The sequence below is a fragment of the Nocardiopsis sp. MT53 genome (assembly GCF_019598965.1).
Classification (GTDB): Bacteria; Actinomycetota; Actinomycetes; order Streptosporangiales; family Streptosporangiaceae; genus Nocardiopsis; species Nocardiopsis changdeensis.
The window spans coordinates 1,047,040-1,068,674 of the sequence record NZ_CP080599.1 but is presented as its reverse complement, the minus strand read 5'-3'; the positions used below and the strand labels follow the sequence as shown (position 1 = coordinate 1,068,674).

Genomic DNA, 21,635 nt, shown 5'->3' with positions numbered 1-21,635 from the left:
GAGAGACATCTCCGTTCCCGGCTCGAAAGGCCCACCGCCATGACCGCTTCCGCCCTCCGCACCCCGGCCCGCCTGGCCGCCGTGCTCGCCACGGCCGCGGCCTTCGGGCTCACCGGCTGCTCCTTCTCCCTCCCCGGCGGACAGGACGTCTCCGTCGACCCCGACGGTGTGAGCGTCCGCGACGGCGAGAGCGAGGTCTCCGTCGACGGCGAGGGCGGGGTCAGCGTCGACAACGGCGAGGGCGAGGTCTCCGTCGACGGCGAGGGCGGCGTGGGCGTCGGCGGCGACGAGGTCCTCAACGTCACCGGGGGCGACCTCACCGAGGACTGCGAGGGCCGCGCCGTCAACATCGCCTCCGAGGACGCCGTGGTCGTCCTCAACGGCTCCTGCACCACCGTCACCGTCGCGGGCAGCAACCTGACGGTGCACATCGGCTCCGCCGACTCCATCCACGTCATCGGCGCGGACAACACCGTCCACTACGCCTCCGGCGAGCCCGAGGTCACCGACCTGGGCGGCAACAACTCCGTCTCCTCCGGCGGCGACGCCACCCCGTAGGGCCCGCCCGCCCCGGGCCCGGAACCCGCCGGGCGCCCGGCGGCTCGGGGGAACGGTCGCACCCCTGGCCTAGGCTCGGGTGTCATGGGCATGGAGAGTTCCCCCGAGGCGCCGCAGCCGGTCCGCGTGGTCCTCAACGCCGTCGGCGGCTGGATCGGCCGGCTGGGCCGCATCTGGGTCGAGGGCCAGATCGCCGAGCTGAACCGGCGCGGCCGCATGGCCTACATCACCCTGCGCGACCCGGTCGCCAACGTCTCGGTGCGGGTGGTCTGCCAGACGTCCGTCCTGGACGCCCAGCAGCCCCCGCCGGAGGCGGGCGCCCGGGTCGTGGTGCACGCCAAGCCCGACTTCTACGAGGTGCGCGGCACGTTCTCGCTGCGCGCCCTGGAGATCCGCCACGTCGGCCTGGGCGAGCTGCTGGCCCGCCTGGAGCAGCTGCGCCGCACGCTCCAGGCCGAGGGGCTGTTCGCCCCCGAGCGCAAGCGCCCGCTGCCGTTCCTGCCGGGCACCGTCGGCCTGATCTGCGGACGCGACTCCGCGGCCGAGCGCGACGTCCTGGAGAACAGCCGGCGCCGCTGGCCCGCCGTGCGCTTCGAGGTGCGCCAGGTCGCCGTCCAGGGCGACCGCGCGGTCCGCGAGGTGGTCGACGCCCTCAAGGACCTCGACTCCCGCCCCGAGGTGGACGTCATCGTGATCGCCCGGGGCGGCGGCTCCCTGGAGGACCTGCTGCCGTTCTCCGACGAGGCCATGGTCCGCGCCGTCGCCGCCGCCCGGACCCCCGTGGTCAGCGCCATCGGCCACGAGCAGGACGCCCCGCTGTTGGACCATGTCGCCGACCTGCGCGCCTCCACCCCCACCGACGCGGCCAAGAAGACCGTCCCGGACGTGGGGGAGCAGCTGGAGATCATCCGCCAGCTGCGCGACCGCGGCCGCCGGGTGCTGGCCGGGGCCCTGGAGCGGGAGAGCGCCTGGCTGGCCTCGATGCGCTCCCGGCCGGCGCTGGCCGACCCGGTCCGGGAGATCGACCGCCTCACCGAACAGGTCCTGGACCTGCGCGAGCGCTCCCGGCGCAACCTCGCGGTGTCCCTGGACCGCGCCGCCGAGAACCTGGGCCACACCCGGGCCCGCCTGCACGCCCTGTCCCCGGCCACCACCCTGGCCCGCGGGTACGCGATCGTGCAGCGCGCCGACGGCACGGTGGTCCGCTCGGCGGCCGAACCCGACCTGGGCGAGACCCTGCGGGTGCGCTTCGCCGAGGGCGGCCTGGCCGTCACCGTGGACGCCGTCGAGACCGACCCGGAGACGGCCGACGAGACCGCAGACAGCACCGGAGGAGAAGAGTAGACATGGCGAAGAAGGACGCGGGCCGCGAGGCCGGGGCCGAGGAGCCCGAGCTGAGCTACGAGGAGAGCCGCGAGGAGCTCAACACCGTGGTGCGGCGGCTGGAGTCGGGCGGGCTGAGCCTCAAGGAGTCCCTGGCCCTGTGGGAGCGGGGCGAGGAGCTGGCCCGCATCTGCGAGCGCTGGCTGGAGGGCGCCCGCGCCACGATGGCGGCTGCCATGGACGAGCGCGGGAAGGACGACGCGCCCCAGGACGCGGACACGCCCTTCTGAGGGCGCCGTCCGGCGGCGGCCCGCCGGGGCCGCCGGGGCGGGGGCGAGGGGATCCGGGGCCGGTGCGGCCCCGGCTCACTTGCGGCCGTTGAGTTCGTCGCCCAGGTCGCGCAGGTTGCCGGGCAGCCCTCGGAACACCCCGATGACCAGCACCAGCGCCGTGCCCAGGAACAGCCAGGGGGCGACCTGGGCCAGACGCGAGGCCAGGGCGAGGAGGAGCACCCGGGCGAAGCCCTCGTTGCCCAGGGCGAGCACGCTCTCCGTGGCGACCACCGCCACGAAGAACGCGATCGGCGGGCTGACCGACAGCGAGAGCAGGTCGCCCGGCCGCACCAGCGACACCGTCAGCAGGCAGGCGAGGGTGAAGGCGACGCCCGGGGCCGCGGGCAGCGCGGCCACGTGCGCGATCACCGTGCCGGTGACGCTGAACAGGGCGATGACGAGGACGCCGCCGCGGCCGGTGAGCCGTGCGGCGCCCGTGGCGGGGCGGGTGCGTGGAGCGGTCGGCCGCGGCCCGGACGCGCCGCCGGGGGGACCGGCGGGGTGGGCGGGCGCGGGCTTCCTCGTCTTCGGCGCGTTGCGGGAACGGCCCTCGGGCCGCACGAAGTACGGTGCCCGCCCGGGTTCCGGGCCGTCCGTCTTGCGCGGGGGCATGGCCGTGCGCCTCCCAAGTGTGTTACTCACAGTGTTTAGTGTGTCACTTCTCGTGAGCGTTCGGTGTCTTTTCCGGGGAACGTGTCGTCATTTCGTCCACTTGCCCCTTCCGCACCGAACACGCCTTCCTCCCGTTGGACACCGGGATGCGGTGCCGCGGTTCACCATGTTCGCGGATGAAGTGTCCGCATTCGTCCCGCGGGTCGCCGGGGGCGCCCTGACCTGGTTTTCTTTCGGTCGGGGGAGGCCATTCCGGCCCGCCCGGGCGGGGATCTTTCTTTTTAGGTCGCGCTGTTGTGGCCGTTATTTGTCATCCGAATGGCGGCGTCCTCGACCAGTTCCGGGGCCGCGACCGTCCGGGGCGGCTCCTCCACCCCGCGCGGGCGCTCCAGGTCGCCGTCCACCAGGCCCAGCTCCCCGAACCGGCGCGCGGTCACCAGCACCCGGTTCTCCAGCGACCCCACCGTCTGGTTGTAGGCCGACACCGTCCGGGACAGGGCCCGGCCCAGCCCCTCCACATGGCCGCCCAGGGTGGACAGCCGCGCGTGCAGCTGCTTGCCCAGCTCGAACACCTCCCGGGCGTTGCGGCTCAGGGCCTCCTGTTGCCAGGCGTACTGGGCGGTGCGCAGCAGCGAGATCAGCGTCGTGGGCGTCGCGATGTGCACCCGCCTGCCCATGGCGTACTCCAGCAGCGCCGGGTCGTGCTCCAGCGCCGGGGCCAGGAACGCCTCGCCCGGGATGAACAGCACCACGAACTCCGGCGCCGGGCTCAGCGCCGACCAGTACGCCTTGCCCGCCAGCTGGTCCACGTGCGTGCGCAGGTGCCGGGAGTGCGCGCGGAGCCGCTCGCGGACCTGCGCCTCGCCCTCGGCCGCCACCGCGTCCAGGTACGCCGACAGCGGCACCTTGGAGTCCACGACGATGTTCTTGCCCCCGGCCAGGCGCACCACCATGTCCGGGCGGCGCGCACCGTCCTGGACCGCCACCTGCTCCTCGAAGTCGCAGTGCGCGCTCATGCCGGCCAGCTCCGCCACCCGGCGCAGCTGCACCTCGCCCCACCGGCCCCGCGCCTCGGGGCGGCGCAGCGCGGTCACCAGCGCCTGCGTCTGGTCGCGCAGCCGCTCGGAGCCCTCGCGCACGAACTCCACCTGCTTGGCCAGCTCCGCGTGCGCGGCCGCCCGGCCCGCGTCGGCCTCCCGCAGCTGGCGTTCGACCCGGTCCAGCATCTCGGTCAGCGGCTCCACCATGCGCTCGACGGCCCTGCGCCGTTCGTCCATGTCGTGCCCCGCCTGCGCGCCGACCGCGCGCAGCCGCCCCTCGGCCAGCTCCAGGAAGTTCCGGTTGGTCTGGTCCAGGGCCTGGGCGGACAGCGCCCGGAAGCGCTCGGCCAGCCGCTCCTCCATGAACTCGGCCCGGTCCCGGGCCGCCTCGGCCTCCGCCCGGGCCTGCGCGCTCTGCCCCCGGGCCCAGAGCAGGCCCAGCGCGACGCCCACCGCGATGCCGACGAGGAGTACCGCCATCAGTGAGAGGAGATCCATGGCGCCCTATGGTGTCAGTCCGTGTCCGGCCGGGTCCCCCCCGCCACGCAGGACATCGGTGAGCAGAGCCAACAAGTCGGGCATGTCCGCCGCCTCGGGGTCGTAGGACCACTGGAGCTGGAGCCCGTCCATCGCCGCGATGAGCAGGGCCGCCGCCTGTTCGGGGGTGGCGCCCGAGGGCAGGCGGTCGCCGTGGGTGCCGCGCAGGACGGCGGCGATCCGGGCGCGCAGGACGGCGAAGCGCTCCGCGAAGTAGCCGTGCGCGGGGTGGTCCTCGGCCAGGCCCTCGGCGGACAGGAGGGTGTACAGGCGCACGATCCCGGGGCGGGAGGCGTTGCGCTCGGCGACGTCGCGCAGGCGGTCGAGGTCGTCCAGGGAGCCGAAGTCGGCCTCGTCGATCTCGTCGCGGCGGCGCAGGACGGAGACCAGCAGGGCCTCCTTGGTGGGGAAGTGGTGCAGCAGCCCCTGCTGGCTGAGCCCGACGCGCTCGGCGACGGAGGCCAGGGAGCTGTTGTGGAACCCGTGCTCGGCGAACTCCTCCAGGGCCGCGGTGACGATCTGTTCGCGGCGGGCGGTGGCGGGCGGGCGGCCCCGGCCGCGGCGGGCGGGGGCCGGGGCGGGGTCGGCCGCGGGTCCGGGGGCGGGTGTCTGTTCGGTCATCGGGTCCCAGGCTAGTCCGTCGTGACACGGAGGCGTCGGGGCTTCACAAGGTCGAGTTAAGCGTTTAACCTAAAGGTCATAATTTGCCGAGTGCTCGGTAGGTAAATTCTGTGCGCGACCCTCGGAGGTTCACCATGCACGCATCCGACGCCGACCGCGAACGCCGTGTCGAGGAGGCCCTGGCCGCCCTCGACCTGGAGGGCAGGGTCGCCCTCCTGTCCGGCGGCTCCATGTGGGCGGTCCCCGCGAACCCGGCCATCGGCCTGGGCCGCCTCGTCATGTCCGACGGCCCCGTCGGCGTGCGCGGCGAGCACTGGACGCCCAGCGACCCCTCGGTCCAGCTGCCCAGCCCCACCGCTCTCGCGGCCACCTGGGACCCCGGCCTCGTCCGCACCGTCGGCCGGCTGCTCGCCCAGGAGGCCCGGCGCAAGGGCGTCCACGTCCTGCTCGCCCCCGCCGTGAACATGCACCGCTCCCCGCTGGGCGGCCGCCACTTCGAGACCTACTCCGAGGACCCCCTCCTCACCGGCGAGATCGGGGCCGCCTACGTCCAGGGCGTCCAGGAGGGCGGTGTGGCCACCACCGTCAAGCACTTCGTCGCCAACGACTCCGAGACCGACCGCTTCACCGTCGACGTGCGCGCCGACGAGCGCACCCTGCGCGAGATCTACCTCGCCCCCTTCGAGCGCATCGTCGCCAAGGCCCGCCCCTGGGGCGTCATGGCCTCCTACAACAAGGTCAACGGGACCACCCTGACCGAGCACGCCGAGCTCAACGCCGTACTGCGCGAGGAGTGGGGCTTCGACGGGTTCATCGTCTCGGACTGGACCGCCGCCCGCGACACCGTCGCCGCCGCCCTGGCCGGGATGGACGTGGCCATGCCCGGGCCCAACACCGTCTACGGGAGCCACCTCGTGGACGCCGTCCGCGACGGCCGCGTCCCCGAGGAGGCCGTCACCGGGATGGCCCGCCGGGTGCTGCGCCTGGCCGCCCGGGTGGGGCTGCTGGAGGGGGCCGAGCCCGTGGTGGCCCCGACCGACCGGCCCGCCGGGCTGGACGGCCGCTCCGTGGCGCGGGAGGCCGCCGCGCGGTCCTTCGTGCTGCTGCGCAACGAGGGCTCCGCGCTGCCGCTGGAGCCCGAGCGGATCCGCCGGGTGGCGCTCATCGGCCTGCCCGCCTCCGAGGCCCGGACCAGCGGCGGCGGCAGCGCCAGCGTGTTCGCCGAGCGCACCGTCTCGCCGCTGGAGGGGCTGCGCGCCGCGCTGCCCGGGGACGTGGAGCTCGTGCACGCCGTCGGCACCGACCCGCGCACCGGGCCGCCCGCCGTGGCCGCGCCCCTGAACGCCGCGTTCCTGGCCGCCGACGGCCGGGTCCTGGCCACCGAGCCGCTGCCCGACGGCACCGCCCGGTGGATCGGCGAGCTCCCGGCCGGGGTGTCCAACGCCGAGCTCGACCGGATCGAGCTCACCGGCGAGTTCACCCCGGACGTGGACGGCGACCACCTGATCGGGGTCTCCGGGGCGGGCCGGTACGTGCTGGCGGTCGACGGGGAGACCGTGTTCGACGGGGAGCTGAAGGCGGAGGGGGACGACCCGGCCGCCGCCATGTTCGCGCCGCCGACCGCGGCGGTCCCGGTCGCGCTCACCGCGGGGCGGCCGGTCCGGCTCTCGGTGGTCAAGGCCCACGAGGACCTGGGGATGGGGGACTTCGCGTTCATCGGGTTCACCGTCACCCACCGGGCGCCGCTGGCCGACGACGCCACGCTGCTGGCCGAGGCGGTCGAGGCCGCGCGCGGCGCCGACGTCGCGGTGGTCGTGGTGGGGACCACGGACGAGGTGGAGTCGGAGGGCTTCGACCGGGACTCGCTGGCCCTGCCGGGGCGCCAGGACGAGCTGGTCGCCCGGGTCGCCGAGGTGAACGAGCGCACCGTCGTGGTGGTCTGCGCGGGCGCCCCGGTGGAGATGCCCTGGCGGGAGGACGTGGCGGCGGTGCTGCTCGCCTGGTTCGGCGGGCAGGAGGTCGGCGGGGCGCTGGCCGACGTGCTGCTGGGCGGGGAGGACCCGTCCGGGCGGCTGCCCACCACCTGGCCGGTCGCCCTGGCCGACGCCCCGGTCACGCAGGTCGTGCCGGAGGACGGGGCGCTGGAGTACTCCGAGGGCGTGTTCGTCGGCCACCGCGGCTGGGAGCGGTCGGGCGCCGAACCCGCCTACTGGTTCGGGCACGGGCTGTCCTACACCCGGTGGCGCTACGACGCCCTGGAGGTGTCCGTCGGCGCCGACGCGGCCGGTGGGGCCGGGGGCGCGGGTGGCGCCGGTGACGTCGACGGTGCCGTCGGTGAGGAGGCCGCGGTGGCCCGGGTGCGGGTGCGCTTGACCAACGCCGGCGAGCGGGCGGGCCGCGAGGTCGTCCAGCTCTACCTGGCCCCCCACGAGGCGGGCGACCGCCCGGCCCGCTGGCTGGCCGGGTTCGCGGCCGTGTCCGCCGAGCCGGGGGAGACGGTCGACGTGGAGATCGACGTCCCGCGCGATGCCATCCGGACCTGGGCGGAGGACGCCGGTGAGTGGGAGTACCCCGCGGGCGGCTACGACCTGCTGGTCGGCCGCTCCTACGCGGACGTGCGCCTGACCGCCCGCGCCGAACTCGGGTAGCCCCCGGGGGCGGACGGGCCGGGAGGGCCGGGGCGGGGCGTGCACGCCCCGCCCCGGCCCGCTGCGTCGCGGACCGGGGGCCGGGGCGCCGGTCGGGGCGTGCGTATCCCCGCCTCGGCCCGCTGCATCGTGGCCTGCTGTGCCCGGCCCGCTGCGTCGCGGGCCGGGGGCGAGCCGCGGCCGGGGCGGCGTTCGTCCACAGGGGCGGAGGGCGTGGGTGGCGCGCGGGGGCGCTGCCGTGGTCCGCTATAGGCAAGGGGACCTCGTGCCCTCCCCTCCCCTCGGTGTGCCCGGGGTCAGGTCCGGCGGGGGACCGGGTGGGCGGTCCAGGGGGAGAGGTGCACCTCGGCCCCCTCGGTGATCGCCTCGGTGATGCGGCGGGCGATCTCCTCGGGGCTCTCGCTCCGCAGGCGGACGCTGGTGAGGGCCGGGCGGAGCATCTCGCAGAGCATGAGGTCGTCGGCGCCCACGAGGCCGACCTCCTCGGGGACCCGCACGCCGGCGTCGAGGAGGGCGCCCAGCAGCAGGCCGGAGAACTCGTCGTTGTAGCCGAAGACGCCGCGGGGCAGGCCCTCGGCGCGCCAGGCGGCGACGATCCCGGCCGCGGAGGCGGGGGAGTAGTCCATGTCGTGGACGCGCACGGCGGCGCCGGCCTCGGCGGCCGCCTCGCGGACGCCCGCGAGGCGGCCCTCGCCCATGGTGCGCAGCGGCGGGTCGGTGGGCAGCACGACGGCCAGGTCGCGGTAGCCGCGGCCGGTCAGGTGGCGGCCCGCGGCCAGGCCGACGGCGTGGTGGTCCATGACCAGGGTGGACAGGCCCGTCCCCTTGGCGCGCGCCGGGTCCGAGCCCAGGCCGATGACCCGGATGCCCGCCTTGGTGAGCAGCTCGACGCCCGCGGCGGTGAGCCGGTCGTCGCCCGCCAGGACGGCGGCCGGGCGCAGCGCCGCCCAGGCGCGGGCCGCCTTGACTCCGCGGTTCTTCTCGGCGCCGTACTGCATGAGCGTGTAGCCCAGGTCGCGCAGCGCGCGGGCGAGCGCGTACAGGAACTCCGACGCCAGCGGCCCGTGCGCCACGTCGAAGTGCACGTACAGGACCAGGTCGCGGGCGCCCGTGCGCAGCGACCGCGCGCTGGCGTGCGGCACGTACCCCAGGTCGTCGGCGGCGGCGCGGACCCGGGCCCGGGTCTCCTCGGGGATGCGCGCGCCCGCGGGGGCGTCGTTGAGCACGTACGACACGGTCGCGGTGGACACTCCCGCCCGGCGGGCGATGTCGGAGATGGTCGCGGGTCGGGGGCGGATCGAGGTCATGCGGCTAGTGTGCCCTGTCTTCTCAGGAGGGTGTGAAGTTCCGGTCACCGGACCGTTGACAATAGTTAAACGTGTAACTAGCTTAAACGAATAACCACACCTGAACAGGTGTTTCTCCTCACTCCGGCCAAGGATGATGCGACATGTCCGAATCCGTTTCCCCCCTCTCGGACCAGAGGCCGCCGGAGCCTGCGGCGCCTGATCCCGGTGCTCGGCGTCGGCAACCTCGCCGTCTACGCCTTCTACCTGGGCATCGGCGCCGTCCTGCTGCCCCTCCAGGTGCAGGGCCTGACCCCCGGCGACGAGGAGGCCGCCGTCGCCAACCTCGGCCTGGTCTCGGGCGTCGCCGCGGTCTTCGGCACCGTCTTCAACCCCATCGGCGGCGCCCTGTCCGACCGCACGCGCTCGCGGTGGGGGCGCCGCAACCCGTGGATCCTCGGCGGCGCCGTCGCCGGGCTGCTGCTGGTCCTCGCGCTCGGCTTCGCCGACTCGCTGCTGATGATCGCCCTGGGCTGGTGCCTGGCCCAGGGGGCCATGAACCTCCACCAGGCCGCCGTCACCGCCGTGATCCCCGACCGCGTCCCCCACGAGCGCCGCGGCACCGCGGCCGCGGCCATGGGCATCGCCGTCGCCGCCGCCGGGGTGCTGGGCACCGGGGTCGCCACCCTGTTCACCGGTGCGCTGCCGTTCGGCTACATCGTCCTGGGCGGCCTCGTGGTCGCCGTCGCCGTCGTGCTCACCACCACGACCCACGACCCCCGCGGCGACGAGCTGCCCCCCGTCGCCGCCGGTGGGCGGGTCGGCCCGCTCGCCGCCCTGGGCCGCTTCCTGTCGGCCCTCTCCCACCGCGACTTCACCCTGGTGTTCGTCGGCCGGGCGCTGCTCTTCTTCGGCTACTTCCTGGTCCTGGGCTTCCAGCTCTACATCCTCGACTACTTCGTCGAGATGCCCGAGGGCCTGGCCCCCGCCGCCGGGGTCACCGTCCTGAGCCTCGTCACCGCCGCCGCCACCGTCGTCACCACCGCGGTCGGCGGCCCGCTCTCGGACCGCCTCGACCGGCGCCGCCTCTTCGCCCTGGTCTGCGGCGTGGTGTCGGCCGGGGCGATGCTCATCCCGTTCTTCCTGCCGACCTGGACCGGGATGCTGGTCTTCGCCGTCGTCAACGGCAGCGCCTTCGGCTGCTTCATGGCCGTCGACACCGCCCTGGCCACCCTGGTCCTGCCCAGCGGGGCCGACGCCGCCCGGGACATGGGCGTGCTGAACATCGCCGCCGCCGGGCCGCAGGTCATCGCCCCGTTCATCGCCTCGACGATCATCCTCCACCTCGGCGGATACGGCTCCCTGTTCCTGGTCGGCTCCGCCGTGGGCCTGCTCGGAGCGCTCGCCATCGTCTTCGTCCGCGGCGTCCGCTGACGCCGCCCGCAACCGAAGGGAAACCCATGGAACTGGCCACCTACGACACCGGTACCGGTGACCGCACCGCTCTGCTCGTCCACGGAGCGATGTCCGACCACGGCACCTGGCACGCCGTCGAGGCGCACCTGACCGGCCTCGGCTACCGGGTGATCGGCGTGGACATGCGCGGCCACGGGGCCAGCGGCCGCGGCGGCTACAGCGTCCGGGCGCTGGGCGACGACCTGGTGGATTCCCTGCCCTCGGGGGCGGACCTCGCCATCGGCCACTCCATGGGCGGCCTGGCGCTGTCCCTGGCGGTGGAGCGGCTCGCACCCGCCCGCGCGGTGTACTCCGACCCCGCCTTCGGCTTCGCCCAGGTGGACCCGGGGGTCTCCGCGGCCATGCGGAGGATGGTCGCCGAGGCCACCGCCGAGTCCGTGCGCGCCATGAACCCGCGCTGGAGCGACGCCGACATCGCCGCCGAGCTCGCCGGCTTCGCCGCCTTCGACCCCGCGTTCTTCGACGTCGTCGCCGACGCCGCCGCGCACGACCCGATGCCCGCCGCGGCCGCGGTGCCCTCCCTGGTGCAGCTGGCCGACCCCAGCTTCACGGTGGACGCCGAGGGGGCCCGCCGCCTGGCCGAACGGGGCTTCGAGGTCCGCACCGTCGCCGGGGCCGGGCACTGCATCCACCGCGACGACCTGCCCGGCTTCCTCGCCTCCCTCGACGGCTGGATCTGAGCCGCCCCTCCCGCGCGGCGCCCGGCCCCCGGGCGCCGCGCCCCGCGAGGGGGACTCCGTACCGCCGGGACCGCAGAGCGCAGAACGGCCGTCGCGCCGTCGCCGCCGTCGCGACGGCCCGGGACCCCGCCGGTCCGCCCGCGGAGGGGCCGGTGCCGTGACCGGGAAGGAAAGCTGCGCGCGCACGTCCGCTTCCGGTCATTTCCTTCTCGGTCCCCGGATTGTCCGAGAGGCTGAGATGACCGCTCCGGTCGACCGGTCCCCTCCCGGTCCCGGGGCGGCCTCTCGTCCCTTCGCAAGGAGTCCCATTGAACCTGGAGACCTACACCACCGGCACCGGAGAAAGAACGGCCCTGCTCGTCCACGGGGCCGGGGCCCACCACGGAACCTGGCACGCCCTGGTCCCCGCCCTCGTCGAGCGGGGGTACCGCGTCGTGTCCGCGGACCTGCGCGGCCACGGGGCCAGCGGCCGCGGCGGCTACAGCGTCCAGGCGCTGGGCGACGACCTGGTGGACTCCCTGCCCTCGGGGGCGGACCTCGCCATCGGCCACTCCATGGGCGGCCTGGCGCTGTCCCTGGCGGTGGAGCGCTCGGCCCCCGCCCGGGCCGTCTACCTGGACCCGGCGTTCCGGCTGCCGCCGATGCCCGCCGACGCGGGGGAGCGCATGCGCCGGGTCTTCGAGACCGCCGACGCCGCGCACGTGCGGGCCATGAACCCGCGCTGGAACGACCTCGACGTGGAGCAGGAGCTGGCGGGCTTCGCCGCCTGCGACCCGGAGTTCTACGCCTTCGTCGCGGCCGAGGTCGCCGGGCACGACCTGCTGCCGGACAAGGCGCACGTCCCGTCCCTGGTGCTGCGGGCCGAGGACGCCATCACGGTCGACGACCGGGCCGCCGCCGAACTCGTCGAGCGCGGCTTCGAGGTGCGCAGGGTGGCGGGGTCCGGGCACTGCATCCACCGCGACAACCCCGCCGGGCTGCTGGCCGAGCTGGACTCCTGGCTCTGACCCGCCGGCCGGACCGGGGGCGGGGCGCACGCCCCACCCCCCGGACCGCGCTCCGCGCCCCGGCGGCACTCCGCCCCGGGGACCGCGCTCCGCATCCCGGACCGCGCCCCACCCCCCGGACCGCGCTCCGCCCCGGGGACCACACTCCGCGCCCCGTCGGCACCCCACCCCCTGCGGGCCGCGCCGCACCCCCCGCGGACCGTGCTCCGCGCCTCGGCGGCACCCCGTCGGCGCCCCGGCCTCAGGAACAGGCGGCCAGCGCCTCCCGCCAGGCCCGCGCCGCCGCCCAGAAGCCCTCCCCGGCCGGTTCGGGGGTGAGCAGCCACATCCGCTCCCACGCCGGGGACGAACGCGCCGCGATCTCCCGGCTCGGCTGGTACGGCGGCCGCCCGTTGACCGGGTACCACGTGTACTCCAGCGGGTCCAGCAGGGCCATCAGCCGCTCCTCCAGGCCCCGGCCCGGACGCACCCTCACCAGCAGCCACGGCCGGAACCGGCGCAGCACCCCCAGGCCCCCGGCCACGACGTCGGGCTCGGTGCCCGCCGTGTCGATCTTCACCACGGCCGGGGAGCAGCCCTCCGACTCGCACCACCGCGACAGCGTGGCCGCCCGCACCGTCGTCCCCGACAGGTCCTGGCGCCGCGGAAGCCCGATCGTGTTGCACATGTCGTTGTGCCGGGCCCGCCGCAGGTAGGCGCTGCCGTTGTGGTTGCTCAGAGCGGCCTCCACCACCGTGAAGCCCCGGCCCGTGGCCTCCGCGGCCGACCGGGCCGCCAGGGCGATCTCCGGGGTCGGCTCGAACGCGAACACCGGGCGCCGCGACCGCGTCGCCGCCAGCATCGCGTACACCCCGACCCCCGACCCCACGTCGAGCACCGCCCCCGGCCGGGTGCGGTCCAGCATGGCCAGGAAGCAGGACAGGGCGTCGGGGCCGTGCCCGGCCAGCCCGTGGGCGGCCAGTCTCCGCGGCACCGTCAGGTAGCCGGGCAGGTGCAGCGTCAGCTCCCGCGGATCGCCCGCCCCGCCCTCTGGCAGGGCCAGGGTGAAGGTGCGGCTCCACGGCGGCACCCGGCCCGGGTCCAGGCCGCCCATGCTCCGGGGCAGCCGGACGCGCAGCCGCCGTGCCGCGAACCTCACCAGCGGGTAGCGGCGCACGATCTCGCGCAGGTGGTCGGTGACCATGTTCCCCCCAAGAAACGGGTCGGGGGCCCGGGCGGTCGTCCGCGCACCGGCCCGCGCTCCGCGTGGTGCGCGGGCCTCCCCGCCGCCGGGACCCGCGGCCGTGGCTCGCAGGCCGGGGTACCGGGGAAGGGGTCGGCGGGTCGGACATCTCCCGCCCGGGTCCCCGGCGACATGAATCGAACCTACTGTGCGTAGTGATGCCTGCGCAGCGTGTTTCGGCGATCGGTCCGGTTTCCCCCCGGGAACGGATCGGCCGGGCCGCCGGGCCGCATAGACTCTCACCTTGTGAGTCTGTCTATCGGGATCGTGGGACTGCCCAACGTCGGCAAGTCCACCCTCTTCAACGCGCTGACCAAGAACGACGCTCTGGCCGCGAACTACCCGTTCGCGACCATCGAGCCCAACGTCGGAGTCGTCGGCGTGCCCGATGCACGGCTCGGCCGGCTCGCCGAGATCTTCGGTTCCGCCAAGGTCCTCCCGGCGACCGTCGACTTCGTGGACATCGCGGGCATCGTGCGCGGCGCCTCCACCGGTGAGGGGCTGGGCAACAAGTTCCTCGCCAACATCCGCGAGAGCGACGCCATCTGCCAGGTGATCCGGGTCTTCGACGACCCCGACGTCACCCACGTGGACGGCGAGGTCGAGCCCTCGCGCGACATCGAGACCATCAACACCGAGCTGATCCTGGCCGACCTCCAGACCCTGGAGAAGGCCCTGCCGCGCCTGGAGAAGGACGCCAAGCGCAACGCCAAGGACAAGGACTCCCAGGAGCTGCTGGCCGCCGCCCGCGCCGCCCAGGAGATCCTCGACGGCGGCACCTCGCTGTACGCGGCCGGGGACAAGGACGTCGACCTGGCCCGGCTGCGCGAGCTGAGCCTGCTCACGGTCAAGCCGTTCATCTACGTGTTCAACCTCGACAGCGGCGAGCTGGCCGACGAGGCCCTGCGCGCCAAGCTCCAGGAGCTGGTCGCCCCCGCCGAGGCGATCTTCCTGGACGCCAAGATCGAGGCGGAGCTGGCCGAGCTGGACGACGACGAGGCCCAGGAGCTGCTGGAGTCCATGGGGCAGACCGAGTCCGGCCTGGCCCAGCTGGCCCGAGTCGGGTTCGACACCCTGGGCCTGCAGACCTACCTCACCGCCGGGCCCAAGGAGGCCCGCGCCTGGACCATCAAGAAGGGCGCCACCGCGCCGGAGGCGGCGGGGGTCATCCACACCGACTTCCAGCGCGGCTTCATCAAGGCCGAGGTGGTCTCCTACGACGACCTGGTCGCGGCCGGCGACATGCAGTCCGCCCGCGCCGCGGGCAAGGTCCGCATGGAGGGCAAGGAGTACGTCATGGCCGACGGCGACGTCGTGGAGTTCCGCTTCAACGTGTAGCGGCCCCGCGGCGCCCGCGCCGCGCGGATCCGCGGCGGCGGTCCTCAGCCGTCGGCGTGTTCGCGTGAAGCCCGCGCGATCCGTGTCACGAGATCGTCCGGGACCGGCTTGCGTGGCGGGAAGGTGATGCCGGTCCTGCTCGCCTTGAGGCCTGCCTCCGCGATCTCCGCGGCGTGATCGGAGATCGCGGGGGCGAGGAAGTACAGCCCGATCTGCTTGCTGAACGCCGCGTAGCTCGCGACGACCGTGCCACGGATCCGGAACCCCGGCATGTTGTACGCCGTCATCTCCTCCGCGTCCGGGAGAGCCTCGCGCAGGAGCTCCCGGAGGCGGTGGAGGACCGGGCGGAACGCCTCCGGCGCGGCGGCGATGTAGGAGTCGTGGTCGGTGATGGTCGCCATGTCCCTGCCTTCCTCGCGGATGTGCGCACTCTAGCCGCCAGGGTGCCGAAGGGCGGCGGTTCCACGCCCGGCCCCGGACCCGCCCCGCAGAGCACGGCCGAGCCGTCATCCGGGCGAGAATACGGCCGAGGGGCGGTCGCGTACCGGCCCGTGCACGGCCGCGCGGCCTCGAAGGGGAAGGTGCGATGTGAGTGACCGAAAGCTCGTATTCCGGGATGGGCAGGGGCACAGGCGTTCGTTCACGATGGGCGACCACGACCACCTCAAGTTCTCGACGGCGTTCAACGGCTTCATCAAGAAGCACGTGAGCGAGGACAACTCGACCTTCCGTCTCGAACGTGTGCTCACCGATGAGGTGCTGGTCATCGAGACCGCCTTCGGGATCGTCGGACGTGTGCGCGACGGCGAGGACGCCGAGGCCGACTACCGCCGCTATGAGCGGCGCACCGACGGCGTCGACCTGCAACTGCGCTTCGCCTACAGGGGTCACGCCGCCCTCGACGACCACGGCCCGTGGACCACGGATCGCGAGAGCCTGCTGCCGGACGAGTCGTTCGAGAACCTCGAACTCGCCTGGGCGCGGGAATCGCGCAGGGTCGAGCAGAGGCGCCGGGAGGTCGCGGCGATGCCGAAGCTCGACAGGAAGGCCCTGAAACGGTTCTGCGGGATCTGGGCCGACACCGGCCACAACGAGTACGTGAGCGATGCCGAGGTGTACTACGTGCTCTTCGGCGGCCGCACGCTCGCAGAGGCGGGCGCGGCCCGGGACGAACTGCTGGAGACGGTCGAGGCCCTGGGCCTCCACATCGCAGAGACCCCGGCCGGCGCTTCTCCGGGCGAGGTGTGGGTGCGTTCCGATCCGCGCATCGACATGGAGCTCGAAAAATGGAGCTGAGGCACGGCCCCGAGCCCTGACCCGGATCCCCGGCCCGCCCCACGGCGCCGAACCTTCGAACGGCGGCCCGGTCCGCGGCCCGGGCGCCTGTCAGTCCGCGGTCCGGGCGCCCGGCTTCAGGCTCAGGGCCAGGGCCAGCAGGCTCAGGCCGAACATCAGCACACCCAGCGGGACGTGCGCCGCCGGGACGTGCAGGATGCCGAGCACGACCTGGACCGAGGCCAGGGCGAGAAAGCCGGACGCGTACCAGAGGTGCCGGGGCGAGCCACCGCCCGGTTTCCACACCAGCGCGGCCGCGAGCACGTACAGCATCGCCGCCCCGTACATCACCCGGGAGCCGATGTCGTGCATGACCGCCCCGTACGGCGAGACCAGCAGCAGTCCGGCGGAGACCGCCTGGAGGAAGAGGGTCAGGGTCTGCGTCGCGATCGCGACCCGGAGGAACGGGAATCGCCGTTCCGCTGTTCGGACGGTGGTCATGTCGGTGCCCCCCTTTTCCGCCCGGGGGCGGTGGATGGATAAGGTCTCACCGGTCCGACGACGCGGGCCCGCAAAAGGTCAGGCGAAGGGTGGTCGGGACCATGGGAACGGCAGGGGAGGCCCCCGCCGGGGCCGCCGGTGAACGCCGCCTGCTGATCAACGTCGCCTACCGGCTGCTGGGCTCACTGGTCGAGGCCGAGGACGCCGTCCAGGACGCCTACGCCCGCTGGTACGCGTTGCCGCCGGGCCGGCGCGAGGAGATCGTGTCCCCCGGCGCCTGGCTGACGACCGTCACCTCCCGCATCTGCCTCGACGTGCTCGGCTCGGCCCGGGCCCGGCGGGAACGTTATGTCGGCGCGTGGCTGCCCGAGCCCCTGCCCGACCGCGACGAGTGGAACCACGGCCGGAACACCGACCCCGCCGACCAGATGGTCCTCGACGAGTCGGTGGATACGGCCTTCCTCGTCGTCCTGGAGTCGATGACGCCCGCCGAGAGGGTGGCCTTTGTCCTGCACGACGTGTTCCGGTACCCCTTCGCCGAGATCGCCGACATCCTGGACCGCACCCCCGCCGCCTGCAGGCAACTGGCGTCCTCCGCCCGGCGCCGACCGGGGACCGCCCACCCGCCGCGGGCGGGGGCCGGGCGGGCCGAGGTGATCCGGAACATCAAGCGGGCCTGGCGGTCCAAGGACATCGCCGCCCTCGTCGGACTCCTGGACCCGTCCGCCGTGATGACCTCCGACGGCGGGGGCCTGGCCGGTGCCGCCCTGCGACCGATCGAGGGGCGCCGGAACATCGCCGCGTACATGACCGCCATCGCCGACCGCGCCCCGGGCCTCGAACTCCTGGAGCGGTCGGTCAACGGCGCCCCGGGCCTGGTGGGCCGGCGCGCCGGCACGGTCGTGACCGTGGCCTCGTTCGGTGTCTCCGAGGGTCGTGTCACCCGGATCTGGGTCGTCCGGAACCCGGAGAAACTGCGTGCCTGGACTCGGACCGGGGGCGGTCAGGGACCGGGCACCGGGTAGCGGACGACCAGGACCGCCTCGACGTCCCCGTGCGGCGCGCTGTAGACGTGCGGGACGTCGGAGGTCCAGCAGCCGTGCTCGCCGGGGCCCAGCTCCAAAGGTGCGGAGGCGGCGCCCGCGCGGGCCGTGCCGCTCAGGACGATGAGGCGCTCCGTCGTGCCGGGGACGTGCGGCGGGGACTCCTGGACGGCCCCGGCGCGGATGCGCAGGCGGTAGGTCTCGGTGGTGGCGGCGCCGTCCTCGAAGCGGTCGATGAGGACGGCGTCCACGGCGCGGCCGGAGACCTCGGAGCGTTCGGCGACGGGCCCCAGCACGGAACCGAGGGGCTCCCCGAGCGCGGTGGTGAGCGCGTACAGCGTCTCCAGGGTGGGGTTGCGCCGGCCGGACTCCAACTCGGAGAGGGTGCCCTTGCCGACCCCGGAGCGGCGCGCCAGCTCGGACAGCGACAGGCCCCGCCGTCCGCGCAGCTCACGCAGCCGCAGCCCCACCCGCACGGCGAGCTCCATGGCCTCTCCTCCCGTGTCCGTATCCGGCTTGCTCCGCCACCGGCGTTCTCCTATCGTTCCATAGACAGAACGATGTCGAGGAGAGCCATGGAAGCGCACGCCGTCGAGTCCCTGCCCGCCCGCAGCCGGGAGGTGGCCCGCGCCCTCGCCGCGGCGGGCGTCCCGGGCCGGGTGCGCGAGCTGTCCGAGTCCGCGCGCACCGCGGCCGAGGCCGCCGCCGCGCTGGGCTGCGAGGTCGGCGCCATCGCCAACAGCCTGGTGTTCGTCTCCGACGGCGCGCCGGTCCTGGTCATGACCAGCGGCCGCCACCGTGTGGACACCGCCGCCCTGGCGGCCCGCTGGGGCCGCGGCGAACTCCGCCGCGCCACGCCCGACCAGGTGCGCGAGGCCACCGGGCAGGCGATCGGGGGCGTGGCCCCGGTCGGCCACCCCGCGCCGCTGCCCACCGTGGTCGACGAGGCCCTGACCGACTACGAGCGGATCTGGGCGGCGGGCGGCACCCCGCATACCGTCTTCCCCACCACGGCCTCCGAGCTCGTCCGCCTCACCGGCGGTACGCTGCTGCCCGTCACCGCCTGACCCGCCGCCGAAGGGACGCCCCGTGGCCGTCGTCCACCGCACCACCCTGACCCCCACCAAGCTCGAACTCCTCCAGGCGTGGCTGCCCGCGCAGCCGTGGTACGCGGGGGAGCGGCCCGACCCGGCCAAGGCCGGGGGGTTCCGGCTCGACGACCCGCAGGGGGAGGTCGGCATCGAGTTCATGGTGGTCACCGACGGCGGGGCGGCCTACCACGTGCCCCTCACCTACCGCGGGGCGCCGCTGGAGGGGGCGCGGGACGCGCTCCTCGGCACGGCCGAGCACGGCGTCCTGGGGAAGCGGTGGGTGTACGACGGGACCCGCGACCCGGTCCTGGTCGCGCAGCTGCTCGCCCTGCTCGCCGGGACGGCCGAGCCGCAGCAGCAGAGCGTGAGCGACACCCCGGACCCGTCCGTGCTCACCGGCCCCGCGGCCCTCGGCGCGGGCGCCGGGGTCGCCTCGTTCTCCACCGCCCACGGCCCGGGCGGCACCGTGATCGACCTGGAGACCACCGCCGGCGACCGGCTCGCCCTGCGCGTCGCGCGCGCCCTCGCCCCGGCCCCGTCGCCGGACGGCACGGGCCACGTCTCCGCCACCTGGCGCACCCCGGACGGCGCCGAGCACCGCGCCCCCTTCGTCACCGTCGTCTGACGGCCCCGGTCGGGACGGCCGGTCCGCGCCTCAGGCGGGGACCTCCTCGGCGGGCTCGCGGTCGCGGGCCAGGACCCCGAGCACGATGAGGGCCTGCGCCGCCGCGTACGTCAGCATCACCCAGACCCCGCTGAGCGGCAGGTCGAACCCGGGGCTGAACGCCCGCAGCGCGATCAGCCCGTCCGACAGCAGGAACAGCGCCCCGCCGATCGCCGTCCACCGGTGCACTCCCACCGACAGCACCGCCGTCGTCCCCAGCAGCAGCCCGTACACCAGCACCGGCACCAGCAGCGCCCCGGCCCCGGGCGCGCACAGCACGACCAGCCCCGCCACCACCACCCCGTAGGGCACCAGCAGCGTCCGGTTGGTGCCCAGCGGGCTCCGAGCCCACCAGGGCGCGAACGCGGCGACGTACACCACCTGGGCGATCAGGAAGAAGCCCACCATCACCAGGAACGCCGCGTCCCCGGACGCCAGCGCCGGGGCGGTGTCGCCCAGCCAGGAGAAGAACAGCGCGACCAGGACCAGGCGGACCGGCCGCCCGTGCGGGCGCGGGGCCGCGGTCCAGACGAAGGCCGCGAGCAGCGGCATGAGCAGCGCCTGGGTGGGGCGCGACCAGGTTTCGGCGCCGAGGGCCTGCACGGCCAGGTGCGCCGCCGTCACCAGGGCGAACAGGGAGAACAGGACGCGGGGGAGGGTCTCGCGGGGGATCATCGGGTCATCATAGACACCCCCGTCCGGCGGCCCCCAGGGGAGACCCCGGTCACAATCCGGCGGCCGTTCTCTGTCCCCGGGGACACATGTTGCTCGCCAACAGGTGACTAATCCATTTTCGGGCCGACCATAAAGCGCGGACGGGGGACAACCGTCAGATGAGTTCGTCTGCTTATTGCCGTATTGTTCCGTCTTTGGGAACTTCGACTGTTGCGTGCAATGCGCGGTTGACGGGGAAACGCGGAGCGCCCATGCCCTCGCCCAACCCGCACAATGCCTCACTATAGGGATGGGGTAGACAAGGGCGTGGCGGATACGCCGTCCGAACGGGCGGCGCGGAACTGTGTGCAGGAGGTCGGGGATGGCGAACGCACCACGGCGCGGTGCCGCCGTGCGCGAACGGCACGACGACGCGGACCACGAGGCCCCGCCCCCCCGGCGGCGCCCCCGCCCCGGCGCCGGCGGCCGCTGGTGGGTCGGCGTGGGCCGCGCCGTCCTGTGGGCGTTCCTCATCGTCGTCATCTTCAACGGCATCTGGTTCCCCCTGCGCGGCGGCCTCGCGCTCCCCGCCCCCGACCCCGAACCCGAGCAGGCCCAGGCCCCCGCCTTCCCCGAGACCTCGGCCGCGGACTTCGCGCTCCGCTTCGCCGACGCCTACCTCACCACCGACGACATCGAGGCACGCCGCACCGCCCTGGCCGCGTTCGTCCCCGAGGGCGAGGCCGAGGGGCTCGACGTCCCCGCGGGCTCGCTCGCCGGCGAGAACCTCGCCGTCACCGCCGTCGACGTCAAGGACGACAACAACGCCCTCGTGGTCGTCCGCGCCGACGTCAACGGCGAGCCCGTGAGCCTGGAGGTCCCCGTCTACTCGGACGGCGACTCCCTCGTGGTCTCCGGCCGCCCCGCCCTGCTGGCCGCGCCCGCCCGCGCCTCCCTGCCCGAGCAGGCCGCCTTCGACACCGACCCGGCCGCCGCCGAGCAGCTGGAAGAGGTGCTGACCGGGTTCTTCGGCGCCTACGCGCAGGAGCCGGGCCACCTGGAGCGCTACGTCGAACCCGGCGTCACGATCGCCCCACTTCCGGCGAACACCCTGGAATTCTCCGAACTGTCCGATATCACGGTGCCATCCCGGAGCGAGAGCGGGGATGATGACGTACGAGAGGTGGCCGTCACCGTGCACTGGACCGCTCCCGCCCCCGAGGGGGAGGCGGCGGGCACCTTGAGGCAGAGCTATCTGGTCACCGTCGTGGACTCCGGCAACGAGTGGCACGTGCGTGACATCCAGGGAGCCCCCCACTCGTTCGGCGAGTGACGGGGCACGTAGGCAAGGAGACGAGAAGGACCATGAGCACAGCAGAAACGACACCGGGAGGCGGCGCCTGACATGCTCCCCCTGTTGTCCACCGCGGCCGAGACCGTGACCGTGCTCGGCGGGGCCGACCCCCTCGTCCTGGCCGACTCGCAGGCCCCCGACACCGGCGGCCTCGCGGAGTTCCTGCGCGGCTTCTTCGGACCCCTGTTCCTGGTCATCGTGTCCATCGTCGCGATCTTCTTCCTGTTCACCAGGGAGATCACGCGGTTCGCTCAGTTCATCATCCTGGCGATCTTCATCGGGATCGTCTTCTACGTCCCCGGCATCATCGAGGTCATCGCGGTGGCGCTCGCGCGAGCGATGGGCGTTTCGACGGAATAGGCGAGGGAGGCCG

General features: G+C 74.3%; 23 protein-coding genes. 14 read left to right on the top strand and 9 right to left on the bottom strand.

What is annotated here, in order from left to right; genetic code table 11:
- Positions 1–39: 39 nt before the first annotated feature.
- The 3 genes from K1J57_RS04505 to K1J57_RS04495 all read left to right on the top strand — a co-directional run bounded on the left by K1J57_RS04505 (position 40) and on the right by K1J57_RS04495 (position 2,171).
- Complete coding sequence (locus tag K1J57_RS04505) at positions 40–558, top strand: DUF3060 domain-containing protein (protein WP_220563217.1); 519 nt, start codon at positions 40–42, stop codon at positions 556–558.
- Positions 559–642: 84 nt separating this feature from the next.
- On the top strand, positions 643–1,902 hold the full coding sequence (gene xseA, locus K1J57_RS04500; RefSeq protein ID WP_220563216.1) for an exodeoxyribonuclease VII large subunit: 1,260 nt from the start codon (positions 643–645) through the stop codon (positions 1,900–1,902).
- A 2-nt stretch (positions 1,903–1,904) separates the two neighbouring features.
- Positions 1,905–2,171: an exodeoxyribonuclease VII small subunit gene (locus K1J57_RS04495; protein ID WP_220563215.1), complete on the top strand. Its 267-nt coding sequence runs from the start codon at positions 1,905–1,907 to the stop codon at positions 2,169–2,171.
- 75 nt (positions 2,172–2,246) lie between these two features.
- On the opposite strand, the gene K1J57_RS04490 is transcribed toward K1J57_RS04495, so the two are convergent.
- From K1J57_RS04490 to K1J57_RS04480, 3 genes are all read right to left on the bottom strand, one after another.
- A complete protein-coding gene (locus K1J57_RS04490; protein ID WP_220565343.1) occupies positions 2,247–2,825 on the bottom strand; it encodes a DUF6542 domain-containing protein in 579 nt (192 codons plus the stop codon).
- 281 nt (positions 2,826–3,106) lie between these two features.
- The gene (locus K1J57_RS04485; protein ID WP_220563214.1) at positions 3,107–4,363 is read right to left on the bottom strand and encodes a DNA recombination protein RmuC; all 1,257 of its coding nucleotides are present in this window, start codon (positions 4,361–4,363) and stop codon (positions 3,107–3,109) included.
- 6 nt (positions 4,364–4,369) lie between these two features.
- Positions 4,370–5,023: a TetR/AcrR family transcriptional regulator gene (locus K1J57_RS04480; RefSeq protein WP_220563213.1), complete on the bottom strand. Its 654-nt coding sequence runs from the start codon at positions 5,021–5,023 to the stop codon at positions 4,370–4,372.
- Between the two features lie 134 nt (positions 5,024–5,157).
- Here K1J57_RS04480 and K1J57_RS04475 point away from each other — a divergent pair, with 134 nt between their 5' ends.
- Positions 5,158–7,671, top strand: a complete 2,514-nt coding sequence (locus K1J57_RS04475; RefSeq protein ID WP_220563212.1) for a glycoside hydrolase family 3 protein — start codon at positions 5,158–5,160, stop codon at positions 7,669–7,671.
- A gap of 296 nt (positions 7,672–7,967) precedes the next feature.
- Here K1J57_RS04475 and K1J57_RS04470 read toward each other — a convergent pair whose 3' ends face one another.
- Positions 7,968–8,978, bottom strand: coding sequence for a LacI family DNA-binding transcriptional regulator (locus tag K1J57_RS04470; RefSeq protein ID WP_220563211.1), 1,011 nt, complete (start codon positions 8,976–8,978; stop codon positions 7,968–7,970).
- Positions 8,979–9,185: 207 nt separating this feature from the next.
- On the opposite strand from K1J57_RS04470, the gene K1J57_RS04465 reads away from it, so the two are divergent.
- From K1J57_RS04465 to K1J57_RS04455, 3 genes are all read left to right on the top strand, one after another.
- Positions 9,186–10,391: an MFS transporter gene (locus K1J57_RS04465; RefSeq protein ID WP_255646841.1), complete on the top strand. Its 1,206-nt coding sequence runs from the start codon at positions 9,186–9,188 to the stop codon at positions 10,389–10,391.
- 26 nt (positions 10,392–10,417) lie between these two features.
- Positions 10,418–11,113: an alpha/beta fold hydrolase gene (locus K1J57_RS04460; RefSeq protein WP_220563209.1), complete on the top strand. Its 696-nt coding sequence runs from the start codon at positions 10,418–10,420 to the stop codon at positions 11,111–11,113.
- A 308-nt stretch (positions 11,114–11,421) separates the two neighbouring features.
- Complete coding sequence (locus K1J57_RS04455) at positions 11,422–12,120, top strand: alpha/beta fold hydrolase (RefSeq protein ID WP_220563208.1); 699 nt, start codon at positions 11,422–11,424, stop codon at positions 12,118–12,120.
- Between the two features lie 241 nt (positions 12,121–12,361).
- Here K1J57_RS04455 and K1J57_RS04450 read toward each other — a convergent pair whose 3' ends face one another.
- Positions 12,362–13,303 carry an FkbM family methyltransferase gene (locus K1J57_RS04450; protein WP_220563207.1) on the bottom strand — a complete coding sequence of 314 codons (942 nt, stop codon included), beginning with the start codon at positions 13,301–13,303 and terminating at the stop codon, positions 12,362–12,364.
- A 285-nt stretch (positions 13,304–13,588) separates the two neighbouring features.
- On the opposite strand from K1J57_RS04450, the gene ychF reads away from it, so the two are divergent.
- Entirely contained in the window at positions 13,589–14,680 is a 1,092-nt protein-coding gene (gene ychF / locus K1J57_RS04445; protein WP_220563206.1) for a redox-regulated ATPase YchF, read from the top strand.
- 44 nt (positions 14,681–14,724) lie between these two features.
- Here the strand turns inward: ychF and K1J57_RS04440 are convergent, their stop codons facing one another.
- Positions 14,725–15,081, bottom strand: coding sequence for an iron chaperone (locus K1J57_RS04440; RefSeq protein WP_220563205.1), 357 nt, complete (start codon positions 15,079–15,081; stop codon positions 14,725–14,727).
- A 187-nt stretch (positions 15,082–15,268) separates the two neighbouring features.
- On the opposite strand from K1J57_RS04440, the gene K1J57_RS04435 reads away from it, so the two are divergent.
- Positions 15,269–15,976, top strand: coding sequence for a hypothetical protein (locus K1J57_RS04435; protein ID WP_255646840.1), 708 nt, complete (start codon positions 15,269–15,271; stop codon positions 15,974–15,976).
- Between the two features lie 90 nt (positions 15,977–16,066).
- On the opposite strand, the gene K1J57_RS04430 is transcribed toward K1J57_RS04435, so the two are convergent.
- The gene (locus K1J57_RS04430; protein WP_220563204.1) at positions 16,067–16,456 is read right to left on the bottom strand and encodes a hypothetical protein; all 390 of its coding nucleotides are present in this window, start codon (positions 16,454–16,456) and stop codon (positions 16,067–16,069) included.
- Between the two features lie 101 nt (positions 16,457–16,557).
- Here K1J57_RS04430 and sigJ point away from each other — a divergent pair, with 101 nt between their 5' ends.
- Positions 16,558–17,481 (top strand): RNA polymerase sigma factor SigJ, encoded by a 924-nt coding sequence (gene sigJ / locus K1J57_RS04425; protein WP_220563203.1) that lies wholly within the window; start codon positions 16,558–16,560, stop codon positions 17,479–17,481.
- Here sigJ and K1J57_RS04420 read toward each other — a convergent pair.
- Positions 17,460–17,987, bottom strand: coding sequence for a helix-turn-helix domain-containing protein (locus K1J57_RS04420; protein WP_220563202.1), 528 nt, complete (start codon positions 17,985–17,987; stop codon positions 17,460–17,462). The two genes, sigJ and K1J57_RS04420, sit on opposite strands and share 22 nt — an antisense overlap.
- 87 nt (positions 17,988–18,074) lie before the next feature.
- Here K1J57_RS04420 and K1J57_RS04415 point away from each other — a divergent pair, with 87 nt between their 5' ends.
- Together K1J57_RS04415 and K1J57_RS04410 are read left to right on the top strand one after the other, a co-directional pair.
- Positions 18,075–18,566: a YbaK/EbsC family protein gene (locus tag K1J57_RS04415; RefSeq protein ID WP_220563201.1), complete on the top strand. Its 492-nt coding sequence runs from the start codon at positions 18,075–18,077 to the stop codon at positions 18,564–18,566.
- A gap of 22 nt (positions 18,567–18,588) precedes the next feature.
- Complete coding sequence (locus K1J57_RS04410; protein WP_220563200.1) at positions 18,589–19,215, top strand: 1,4-alpha-glucan branching protein; 627 nt, start codon at positions 18,589–18,591, stop codon at positions 19,213–19,215.
- 30 nt (positions 19,216–19,245) lie between these two features.
- Here K1J57_RS04410 and K1J57_RS04405 read toward each other — a convergent pair whose 3' ends face one another.
- A complete protein-coding gene (locus K1J57_RS04405) occupies positions 19,246–19,929 on the bottom strand; it encodes a lysoplasmalogenase (RefSeq protein ID WP_220563199.1) in 684 nt (227 codons plus the stop codon).
- Positions 19,930–20,290: 361 nt separating this feature from the next.
- Between K1J57_RS04405 and K1J57_RS04400 the strand changes: the two genes are divergently transcribed.
- Together K1J57_RS04400 and K1J57_RS04395 are read left to right on the top strand one after the other, a co-directional pair.
- A complete protein-coding gene (locus K1J57_RS04400) occupies positions 20,291–21,241 on the top strand; it encodes a conjugal transfer protein (protein WP_220563198.1) in 951 nt (316 codons plus the stop codon).
- A gap of 72 nt (positions 21,242–21,313) precedes the next feature.
- On the top strand, positions 21,314–21,622 hold the full coding sequence (locus K1J57_RS04395) for a hypothetical protein (protein WP_220563197.1): 309 nt from the start codon (positions 21,314–21,316) through the stop codon (positions 21,620–21,622).
- The last annotated feature ends 13 nt before the right edge of the window (positions 21,623–21,635 follow it).

What these genes read in the sequence shown, in the direction of transcription:
- K1J57_RS04470 (WP_220563211.1), bottom strand. Translation starts at nt 8,978, where the DNA reads ATGACCTCGATCCGCCCCCGACCCGCGACCATCTCCGACATCGCCCGC.
- K1J57_RS04400 (WP_220563198.1), top strand. Translation starts at nt 20,291, where the DNA reads ATGGCGAACGCACCACGGCGCGGTGCCGCCGTGCGCGAACGGCACGAC.
- K1J57_RS04450 (WP_220563207.1), bottom strand. Translation starts at nt 13,303, where the DNA reads ATGGTCACCGACCACCTGCGCGAGATCGTGCGCCGCTACCCGCTGGTG.
- K1J57_RS04490 (WP_220565343.1), bottom strand. Translation starts at nt 2,825, where the DNA reads ATGCCCCCGCGCAAGACGGACGGCCCGGAACCCGGGCGGGCACCGTAC.
- K1J57_RS04440 (WP_220563205.1), bottom strand. Translation starts at nt 15,081, where the DNA reads ATGGCGACCATCACCGACCACGACTCCTACATCGCCGCCGCGCCGGAG.
- K1J57_RS04505 (WP_220563217.1), top strand. Translation starts at nt 40, where the DNA reads ATGACCGCTTCCGCCCTCCGCACCCCGGCCCGCCTGGCCGCCGTGCTC.
- K1J57_RS04480 (WP_220563213.1), bottom strand. Translation starts at nt 5,023, where the DNA reads ATGACCGAACAGACACCCGCCCCCGGACCCGCGGCCGACCCCGCCCCG.
- sigJ (WP_220563203.1), top strand. Translation starts at nt 16,558, where the DNA reads ATGGGAACGGCAGGGGAGGCCCCCGCCGGGGCCGCCGGTGAACGCCGC.
- K1J57_RS04420 (WP_220563202.1), bottom strand. Translation starts at nt 17,987, where the DNA reads ATGGAGCTCGCCGTGCGGGTGGGGCTGCGGCTGCGTGAGCTGCGCGGA.
- K1J57_RS04475 (WP_220563212.1), top strand. Translation starts at nt 5,158, where the DNA reads ATGCACGCATCCGACGCCGACCGCGAACGCCGTGTCGAGGAGGCCCTG.
- K1J57_RS04405 (WP_220563199.1), bottom strand. Translation starts at nt 19,929, where the DNA reads ATGATCCCCCGCGAGACCCTCCCCCGCGTCCTGTTCTCCCTGTTCGCC.
- K1J57_RS04430 (WP_220563204.1), bottom strand. Translation starts at nt 16,456, where the DNA reads ATGACCACCGTCCGAACAGCGGAACGGCGATTCCCGTTCCTCCGGGTC.
- K1J57_RS04485 (WP_220563214.1), bottom strand. Translation starts at nt 4,363, where the DNA reads ATGGATCTCCTCTCACTGATGGCGGTACTCCTCGTCGGCATCGCGGTG.
- K1J57_RS04395 (WP_220563197.1), top strand. Translation starts at nt 21,314, where the DNA reads ATGCTCCCCCTGTTGTCCACCGCGGCCGAGACCGTGACCGTGCTCGGC.
- K1J57_RS04460 (WP_220563209.1), top strand. Translation starts at nt 10,418, where the DNA reads ATGGAACTGGCCACCTACGACACCGGTACCGGTGACCGCACCGCTCTG.
- K1J57_RS04415 (WP_220563201.1), top strand. Translation starts at nt 18,075, where the DNA reads ATGGAAGCGCACGCCGTCGAGTCCCTGCCCGCCCGCAGCCGGGAGGTG.
- K1J57_RS04495 (WP_220563215.1), top strand. Translation starts at nt 1,905, where the DNA reads ATGGCGAAGAAGGACGCGGGCCGCGAGGCCGGGGCCGAGGAGCCCGAG.
- xseA (WP_220563216.1), top strand. Translation starts at nt 643, where the DNA reads ATGGGCATGGAGAGTTCCCCCGAGGCGCCGCAGCCGGTCCGCGTGGTC.